The sequence below is a fragment of the Cellulomonas triticagri genome, assembly GCF_003696205.1.
Classification (GTDB): Bacteria; Actinomycetota; Actinomycetes; order Actinomycetales; family Cellulomonadaceae; genus Cellulomonas; species Cellulomonas triticagri.
Genome location: NZ_RFFI01000010.1, coordinates 45193 through 54146, shown reverse-complemented (window position 1 = coordinate 54146; position 8954 = coordinate 45193). Strand labels below are relative to the sequence as shown.

Sequence of the window (8954 nt, the reverse complement as noted above, 5' to 3'; positions counted from 1 at the left end):
GCAGGGCGGTGGCCCCGGCGGTCGCCCCGGCGGCGAGCAGGGTGAGGGCCGCCAGCGTGACCGGCGCGGGGGCGCCCGCCGCGCCGAGCGCCGAGGTGAGCACGATCGTCGCGGTGAGCGCGGCGCCCGCGAGCGCCTGGACCCGCATCCGCCACGGTGCGGCCTCGGTGCGCCCGTAGAGGGAGGCGAGGGCGCCGAGCGCGGCGTACCCGGCGAGGTCCTCGTGCCCGGTGAGCGCGCTGAGCGCGAGCGCGAGGGCGACGCTGAGCCCGCACCGCCAGGCGCCGTCGACGAGCTGGCGGGTCGTCGGCCCGCCGGTGCGGGGCGGGCGCAGGGCGTGCCGGAGCTGGTCGGGGTGCAGGAGGGCGGCGAGGAGGGTCAGGCGGTGCACCGCGCGATCGTACGCCAGATCGTTCACCAGTGAATGATTCACCGGTGAACGCCGCGGTAGGCTGGCGGGCGTGGACAGCGTGGACCGCCTGCGCGCGGAGTGGCACCGGCAGGTGCCGGACCTGGACGTCGAGCCCATCGCGGTGGCCGGCCGCATCACCCGGGTCGCGGCGCTGCTCGCGGCGCGGGCCGAGCACGCGCTCGCGGCCGAGGGGCTGAACCGCGGCGAGTTCGACGTGCTGTGCGCGCTGCGCCGCGCGGACGGCCCGCTGCGCCCGGGCGAGGTCTCGACCATCACGGCGGCGTCCGGCGCGGCGATCACGAAGCGTGCGGACGCGCTGGTCGAGGCGGGGCTGGTGCAGCGCGGCATCCCGCACGGCGACCGGCGCGGCGTCCTGCTGACGCTCACGGACGCGGGTCGCTCGGCGGTGGACCGCCTGATGCCGCAGCACCTGGCCCGCGAGGCCCAGGCCCTGACGACCCTGAGCGAGCCCGAGCGCGACACCCTGGCCGCCCTGCTCTCCCGCGTCCTCACCCAGATCGAGGACCCCACCTCCTGACGCCGCGCGTCTCCGCGCGGGCGGCGTGTGCGGATACGGGTGAAAGCGTGCGGAAGCGTCCGTTTCGGACCAGTCATGTCTCATCTAGGACCTTCGTCCTCCGATAGGGAGAGCGCCGGAGGGGGCCCGGCGCGTCCTCGACCACCCCCCCTTCTCGGCCCAGGAGACAACCCGTGCCCCTGCCCCGACTGCGCAGCAGCCTGCGCGCCCAGCTCGTCGCCACCGGCGCCGGTGCCGTCGCCGTGACCGCGGCCCTGCTCACCGTCGTCGGCGGTGTCCAGGTGTCCGGGCTCGCCCGCGACGCCGGTGACGACGTCGACCGGCTCACCCGTGACGCGATGGTGCAGACCACCCACCAGGCGGTCACCCTCGTCACCACCCAGGTCGCCACCGTGACCGACCGGATGGCGTCCGACCTGCGGGTCGCCCAGCAGACCTTCGACCGCGCCGGCGCGGTCGGCTTCGGCTCGCCCGAGGCGTGGACCGTCACCGACCAGACCTCCGGCGCGACGCAGGACGTCACGCTGCCGCAGCTGCTCGTCGGCGGGCAGTGGCTCGGCCGGACGACCGACCCCGCGACGCCCGTGCCCGTGGTGGACGAGATCAGCGGCCTGCTCGGTGCGGCGGTCACCGTCTTCCAGCGGGTCGACGCCGACGGCGACATGCTGCGCGTCGCGACCTCGGTGACCAACGCCGAGGGCAACCGCGCCATCGGCACCGCCATCGCGGCGACCGGCGCGGACGGCACCCCGAACGCCGTCGTCCAGTCGCTGCTGGCCGGCAACCCCTACTACGGCACCGCGGTCGTCGTCGGGCAGCCGTACGTCACCGCGTACGCGCCGCTGACCGTCGACGGCGAGGTCGTCGGCGCGCTGTTCGTCGGCGTGCCGCAGACCGACGTGGACGCCCCGCTGCGCGAGGCGCTCGCCGAGGTGACCGTCGGGACCCAGGGCTACCTGACCGTCGCGGACGCGTCCGGCGCGTGGGTCGTGCCGCCGCCCGGCGCGCAGGTCGGCGACTCCGCCGCGCAGGTGGACGCCGACGGCGAGCCGTACGCGACCCGCCTGGTCGAGGCGGGCGCCGAGCTCGCCGAGGGCGAGGTCGCCGAGGAGCGCGTCGACCTCGGCGACGCCGGCACCGCGACCGTCGAGGTCGCCCGGTACGCCCCCTGGGGCTGGACCGTCGCGGCCTGGGGCTTCGACGCCGACCTGAAGGCGGTGTCCTCGGAGCTCGAGTCCGGGGCGAGCACCCTCGTGGTGACGCTGCTGGTCGTCGGCCTCGTGGTCGCCCTGCTCGCCGTGGCGCTGGTCGTCTGGATCTCCGGCCGCGTCGTCGGCCGCGTGGGCCGCCTGACCGGGGCCCTGCGCCGGGTCGCCGAGCGCGACCTGTCGGTGGACGTCCGCGGCGAGGGCACCGACGAGATCGGCGTCATGGGCGCCGCGCTCGGCGAGGCCATCGCGGCGATGCGCGCCGCGCTGACCCGCATGCAGCAGGGTGCCGAGGCGGTGCGCAGCACCGCGGGCCGCCTGGACGGGTCGTCGGGCACGCTGGAGGAGGCCGCGGGCCGCACCGTGTCCCGGGCCCAGGGGGCCGCCGGGTCGGCGTCGGTCGTGAGCACCGAGGTGCAGACCGTCACCGCCGCGATGACGGAGATGCGCGCGTCGATCGAGTCCGTGGCGCACGACGTCACGTCGGCGTCGGGCGAGGCGGCGCAGGCCGTCGGCATCACCGCCGAGGCCGGGCAGGCGGCCGACCGGCTCGCCGCGTCGACCTCGCAGATCGCGGCCGTGCTCGACACGGTCACCACCATCGCCAGCCAGACCCACCTGCTCGCGCTGAACGCCAGCATCGAGGCCGCCCGGGCGGGCTCCGCGGGCGCCGGGTTCGCGGTCGTCGCCGGGGAGGTCAAGGACCTGGCGCAGCAGACGTCGAGCGCCATCGGCACCATCGCGCCGGTGCTCGAGGCCGTGACCCGGGACGCCGCCGACGTGCAGGCGTCCGTGTCCCGCATCTCGCAGGCCGTCACCACGGTGGACGAGCTGCAGGGCGCGGTGTCCGCGGTGGTCGAGGAGCAGAGCGCCACGACCTCGGAGATCGAGCGGAACCTCGTGGTCGCCGCCGAGAGCACCACCGACATCGCGGGCAGCGCCGCCGACGTGGCGCAGGCCGCCGGGCAGGCGTTCGACGGCGCGGCCGAGGTGCGGCAGGCCGTCGTCACCCTCGGGGACGTGGCCGCCGAGCTCGCCCGCGGCGCGGACGAGTTCACGCTCGCCCGCTGAGACGGGCCCGCGCGGCCGCCATGGGTCCGCGCGGGCCGTACGGCGCGACGCCGGGCGCATCCAGGGGGATGCGCCCGGCGTCGTGGCGCGTACGGCTCAGGAGGCGGGGCGGGTTATCCGCAGCAGGTCCAGCGCCTCGTCCAGCTGCGCCTCGGTGACCTCGCCGCGCTCGACGTAGCCGAGGTCCACCACGGCCTCGCGCACGGTGATGCCGCGGGCCACGGCGTGCTTGGCGATCTTCGCGGCCGCCTCGTAGCCGATGACGCGGTTCAGCGGGGTGACGATCGAGGGCGAGGAGCCCGCGTAGGCGGCCCCGCGCTCGACGACCACCTCGATGCCGTCCACCGTACGGTCGGCGAGCACCCGGCACGCGGCGGCCAGCAGCCGCTCGGACTCCAGCACGGCCTGGCCCATGACGGGGATCTGCACGTTGAGCTCGAAGGAGCCGCTGGCGCCCGCCCACGCCACGGTGGCGTCGTTGCCGACGACGCGCGCGCCGACCATGAGCACGGCCTCCGGGATCACCGGGTTCACCTTGCCGGGCATGATCGAGGACCCCGGCTGCAGGTCGGGGATGCGGATCTCGCCCAGGCCGGTGTTCGGGCCCGACCCCATCCAGCGCAGGTCGTTGCAGATCTTGGTGAGGCTGACCGCGATGGTCTTCAGCGCGCCCGAGAGCTCGACCAGCCCGTCCCGCGCGCCCTGCGCCTCGAAGTGGTCGCGGGCCTCGGTGAGCGGCAGGCCGGTCTCCTGCGCGAGCAGCGCGATGACCCGCTGCGGGAAGCCCGCCGGGGTGTTGATCCCGGTGCCCACGGCGGTGCCGCCGAGCGGGACCTCGGCGACGCGGGGGAGAGCCGCCCGCACGCGCTCGACGCCCCGGCGCACGGCCGCGGCGTACCCGCCGAACTCCTGCCCGAACGTCACGGGCGTCGCGTCCATGAGGTGGGTGCGGCCGGCCTTGACGTCGTCGGCGTGCCGGGCGGCCAGGCGCTCCAGGGACGCCGCCAGGTGCTCCAGCGCCGGGACCAGGTCGTTGACGGCGCCGTCGGTCGCGGCGACGTGCACGGAGGTCGGGAAGACGTCGTTGGAGGACTGCGAGGCGTTCACGTGGTCGTTCGGGTGCACGTCCGCCCCGAGCGCCCGGGTGGCGAGCGTGGCCAGCACCTCGTTCATGTTCATGTTCGAGGAGGTGCCCGAGCCGGTCTGGTAGACGTCGACCGGGAAGTGCGCGTCGTGGCGGCCCTCGGCGACCTCGTCCGCGGCGGCGGCGATGGCGTCCGCCACGGCCCGGTCGAGGATGCCGAGCTCGGCGTTGGCGAGGGCGGCGGCCTTCTTGACCCGCGCGAGGGCGGCGACGTGGCCGCGCTCCAGGGTCGTGCCGCTGATCGGGAAGTTCTCGACCGCGCGCTGGGTCTGGGCGCGGTACAGGGCGTCGACCGGGACCCGGACCTCGCCCATCGTGTCGTGCTCGGTGCGGTACTGGACGGCGTCGTCGGCGTGCAGGTTCATGGCGCCGATCCTGCCATCGCGCGGCGCGCCCGTCAGGGTGGGGGAGCGTCCGCCGGGCGGGGCGTGGCGCAGGTCACACGGACCTCGGGCCCGGGTCCTGCGCCACGCCCGGCGCGGGCGGGTGGGTCAGGGGCGGACCGGGGCCTCGCCGACGTCGCCGACCGCGCTGGTGAGCCGCGCCAGGCCGTCCTCCAGCGTGTACTCCACGCCGACGACGGCGCAGCGGCCCTCGTCGATGGCCTCGGCCAGGGTGACCGAGTACGAGCGCAGCATGTCCACCGTGTGCCGGACGTGCTCGTGGCCCAGCTCCGCGGGGTCCACGGTGGCGAGGTCGCGCGGGCGCCCGGCGGCGTCGGGGCCGTGCGCGAGCGACACGATGCTCGGGATCACGCGGTCCACCACGGCGCGGACGAACCCGCGGGGCAGCTCGCCGGTGGTCAGCGCGGCCGTGGCGGCCGCGACGGCACCGCACGAGTCGTGGCCGAGGACGACGACGAGCGAGGCGCCCAGCACCTCGACGCCGTACTCGATCGAGCCGATGACCGTGGTGTCGAGCACGTGCCCGGCGGTGCGGACCACGAAGACGTCGCCGAGGCCCTGGTCGAAGATGATCTCGGCCGCGACGCGGCTGTCCGAGCAGCCGAACACGACAGCGAACGGGTGCTGCGCGGACGAGACCTCGGCGCGACGCTCGATGCCCTGCGAGGGGTGCTCCATCGCGCCGTGCACGAACCGGTCGTTGCCGGCGCGCAGGGCGCTCCAGGCCTCGGCGGGGGTGGTGGGGTGTGCCATGCCCCCATGGTGCACCCGCGCCGGGCGGGGCGGCGCCCGGCGTCCACCGGCCGCGCGCCTCCGGCACCTGGGTAGGTGATCGGCGGGCGCACGGCACGCCCCGCCCGCTGCGGCTGGGTGGGCGTCCCCGATCGCGGACGGGGTGCCGGGCGGCGTCGCCCGGGGACCGGGTCCGCGGCCAGGCGTTCCGGTGGCAGGGCCGCGCGGAGCGGTGTAGCCCTTATGTGCAGAAATGGTGCGAAACGCCGCACGCCCGAGGTGGGGCGGACGCGGCGCCGACGACGGGAGAACCGACTTGCGGAGACGGTCGAGGGCGATCGCCGGGACCGCGGTGCTCGCGCTGGGGGTGGGCCTCGGGGCCTGCGCCCCGGCCGACGACACCCCGGTGCTGACCTGGTACACGAACCCCGACGCGGGCGGGCAGGCGGCGCTGGCGCAGCAGTGCACGGACGCGGCGGGCGGCGCCTACCGGATCGAGGTGTCGGTGCTGCCCCGCGAGGCCAGCGCCCAGCGCGAGCAGCTCGCCCGGCGGCTCGCCGCGGCGGACTCCTCCATCGACCTGATGAGCCTCGACCCGCCGTTCATCCCGGAGCTCGCCAACGCAGGGTTCCTGGCGCCGGTCCCGGACGACGTCGCGGAGCAGGTCAGCGAGGGCGTCGCCGCGGGTGCGCTCCAGGGCGCGTCCTGGGGCGACGAGCTCGTGACCGTCCCGTTCTGGGCCAACACGCAGCTGCTCTGGTACAAGAAGTCGGTCGCCGAGACCGCGGGGCTGGACCCCGCCACCACCCCGGTGACCTGGGACCAGGTGATGGACGCCGCCCGCGACCAGGACCTCACGCTCGGCGTGCAGGGCATCAAGGCCGAGGCGTACACCGTGTGGATCAACGCGCTGATCGAGTCCGCCGGCGGCCACGTCGTCGAGACGCCCGAGGCCCCGGCCGACGAGGTCGAGCTCGGGCTGGAGTCCGACGCCGGGCGCGAGGCCGCGCGGATCATCTCCGAGATCGGGCAGGACCGCCTCGGCGGCGCCGGGCTGCCGACCCAGGACGAGAACGCGTCCCTCTCCCAGTTCCAGGGGGACTCCGGGTCGTTCATGGTCAACTGGCCGTTCGTGTGGCCCGCGATGCAGGCCGCCGTCGAGGACGGCACGCTCGACCAGGCCTTCCTGGACGACGTCGGCTGGGCCGTCTACCCGCAGGTCGTCGAGGGCACCGACGCCGCCCCGCCGTACGGCGGCATCAACCTCGGCGTCGGCGCGTACAGCGAGCACGTGGACGAGGCGTACCAGGCCGCCGCGTGCATCGTGGCGCCCGAGAACCAGGCCGCGTACTTCGTGTCCGACGGCAACCCGCCCGCCTCCACCGTCGCGTACGACGACCCCGAGGTGCAGGACACGTTCCCGATGGCGGACGTCATCCGCCAGTCGCTCGAGCAGGCCGCCCCGCGCCCGCAGACCCCGTACTACAACGAGGTCTCCCAGGGCCTGCAGGAGACCTGGCACCCGCCGGTCTCGGTCGACCCGGACTCCACACCGCAGGAGTCCACCGACTTCATCACCGCCGTGCTGCGAGGGGAGCGGCTGCTGTGAGTACCGACGTGAGGTCCCGCCCGCGCACCGCGGCGCCGGCACCGGGCAAGGCGCGCAAGAGCGACCGGGCGCGCGCCGAGGCGCGGCTCGGGTGGCTGCTCGCCGGCCCGGCGTTCGTGGTCATGCTCGCCGTCACCGCCTACCCGATCGCGCAGGCCGTCTACGAGTCGCTGTTCCGGTTCCGGCTCACCGCCCCCGACGACCGCGCGTTCGTCGGTCTCGGCAACTACGGGGTCATCCTGACGGACCCGGTGTTCTGGTGGTCCCTGCTGGTCACCACGGTGATCATGGTCATCACCGTCGCCATCGAGCTCGTGCTCGGGTTCGCGCTCGCCCTGGTCATGCACCGCGCCGTCCTCCGGCTGCGCGGCCTGCTGCGCACCGCGATCCTCGTGCCCTACGGCATCATCACGGTCGTCTCGGCGTTCGCCTGGTTCTACGCCTTCAACATCGACTCCGGCTACGTGAACAGCTGGTTCGACTGGGTGCCCGGCATCAGCAGCGACCTCAACTGGTTCGCCGGGACCGGCACCAGCCTGTTCGTCATCATCGCCTCCGAGGTGTGGAAGACGACGCCGTTCATCTCCCTGCTGCTGCTCGCGGGCCTCGCCCAGGTGCCGGGCGACCTCGAGGAGGCCGCGCAGGTCGACGGCGCCACCTGGTGGCAGCGGATGAAGCGCGTGGTCCTGCCGAACATGAAGGCCGCCATCATGGTCGCCGTCCTGTTCCGGGCCCTCGACGCGTTCCGCGTCTTCGACAACGTCTTCATCATGACCAACGGAGCGAACGGGACCACGGTGCTGTCGCTGCTGGCCTACCGGACGTCCATCGGACGCCTGGAGATCGGCCTCGGCTCCGCGATCTCCGTGCTGCTGTTCGTGTGCGTCCTGATCATCTGCTTCATCGCGATCAAGATCTTCAAGGTCGACCTCGCCGGTGCACGAGGGGAGAAGTGATGGGCGCGGCCACGGCCCTGACGGGCAAGCAGAAGGTCGCGTGGGCGGCGATCACGGTCGCGGTGCTCGTGTGGGCGCTGTTCCCGGTGATCTCCATCATGGCGACGTCGTTCAAGCTCCCCAGCGACCTGAACTCGGGCAGCTTCCTGCCGACGACGTGGACCTGGAGCAACTACGAGCAGATCCTCGGGCCCGACGGGTCCGCGCAGGAGCTGTTCCTGTCGTCCCTGCGCAACTCCATCGGCATCTCGCTGATCGCCACCGCGGTGTCGTCGGTGCTCGCCACGCTCGCGGCGTACGCCATCGCACGGCTGGAGTTCCCGGGGCGCAAGCTCATCCTCACCACCGCGCTCGGGGTGTCGATCTTCCCGGTCATCTCCATCGTCACGCCGCTGTTCAACCTGTGGCGCAGCATCGGCCTGTACGACACCTGGGCCGGGCTGGTCATCCCGTACCTGTCGCTCACGCTGCCGATCTCCATCTGGACGCTCACCGCGTTCTTCCGGCAGATCCCGTGGGAGCTCGAGCAGGCCGCGCAGGTCGACGGGGCCACCACCTGGCAGGCGTTCCGCAAGGCGATCATCCCGCTGGCCGCGCCCGGGGTGTTCACCACCGCGCTGATCGCGTTCTTCATCGCCTGGAACGACTTCGTGTACGGCATCTCCCTGACGTCCACCGAGGCCGCCCGGCCCGTGCCCGCCGCGCTCGCGTTCTTCTCGGGGGCCTCCCAGTTCGAGGACCCCACCGGCGCGATCTCCGCCGCCGCCGTCGTCGTGACCATCCCCGTCGTCGTCCTGGTGCTGCTGTTCCAGCGCCAGATCGTGTCCGGGCTGACCCAGGGCGCCGTCAAGGGCTGACGCCATCGCCCGGACCCTCAGGA

The 8954-nt window shown here is 74.2% G+C and carries 7 protein-coding genes and 1 pseudogene; 5 read left to right on the top strand and 3 right to left on the bottom strand.

Annotation, left to right across the window (positions count from 1 at the left end):
* A pseudogene (locus EBM89_RS21015) lies at positions 1-391 on the bottom strand (hypothetical protein); the annotation flags it as partial.
* A 70-nt stretch (positions 392-461) separates the two neighbouring features.
* Between EBM89_RS21015 and EBM89_RS03310 the strand changes: the two are divergent.
* Both EBM89_RS03310 and EBM89_RS03305 read left to right on the top strand, forming a co-directional pair.
* Positions 462-950 carry a MarR family winged helix-turn-helix transcriptional regulator gene (locus tag EBM89_RS03310; protein WP_199731957.1) on the top strand — a complete coding sequence of 163 codons (489 nt, stop codon included), beginning with the start codon at positions 462-464 and terminating at the stop codon, positions 948-950.
* A gap of 173 nt (positions 951-1123) precedes the next feature.
* Positions 1124-3229 (top strand): methyl-accepting chemotaxis protein, encoded by a 2106-nt coding sequence (locus EBM89_RS03305; protein ID WP_122148034.1) that lies wholly within the window; start codon positions 1124-1126, stop codon positions 3227-3229.
* 96 nt (positions 3230-3325) lie between these two features.
* Here EBM89_RS03305 and EBM89_RS03300 read toward each other — a convergent pair whose 3' ends face one another.
* Complete coding sequence (locus EBM89_RS03300) at positions 3326-4738, bottom strand: class II fumarate hydratase (RefSeq protein WP_122148033.1); 1413 nt, start codon at positions 4736-4738, stop codon at positions 3326-3328.
* Between the two features lie 126 nt (positions 4739-4864).
* A complete protein-coding gene (locus EBM89_RS03295; RefSeq protein ID WP_122148032.1) occupies positions 4865-5530 on the bottom strand; it encodes a carbonic anhydrase in 666 nt (221 codons plus the stop codon).
* A gap of 295 nt (positions 5531-5825) precedes the next feature.
* On the opposite strand from EBM89_RS03295, the gene EBM89_RS03290 reads away from it, so the two are divergent.
* The 3 genes from EBM89_RS03290 to EBM89_RS03280 are packed head-to-tail and all read left to right on the top strand — an operon-like array spanning position 5826 to position 8931.
* Positions 5826-7118 carry a sugar ABC transporter substrate-binding protein gene (locus EBM89_RS03290; RefSeq protein ID WP_233571513.1) on the top strand — a complete coding sequence of 431 codons (1293 nt, stop codon included), beginning with the start codon at positions 5826-5828 and terminating at the stop codon, positions 7116-7118.
* A complete protein-coding gene (locus EBM89_RS03285; protein ID WP_122148030.1) occupies positions 7115-8074 on the top strand; it encodes a carbohydrate ABC transporter permease in 960 nt (319 codons plus the stop codon). The genes EBM89_RS03290 and EBM89_RS03285 overlap by 4 nt, the downstream gene beginning before the upstream one ends.
* A complete protein-coding gene (locus EBM89_RS03280) occupies positions 8074-8931 on the top strand; it encodes a carbohydrate ABC transporter permease (protein ID WP_122148029.1) in 858 nt (285 codons plus the stop codon). Before EBM89_RS03285 ends, EBM89_RS03280 begins: the two co-directional genes overlap by 1 nt.
* The last annotated feature ends 23 nt before the right edge of the window (positions 8932-8954 follow it).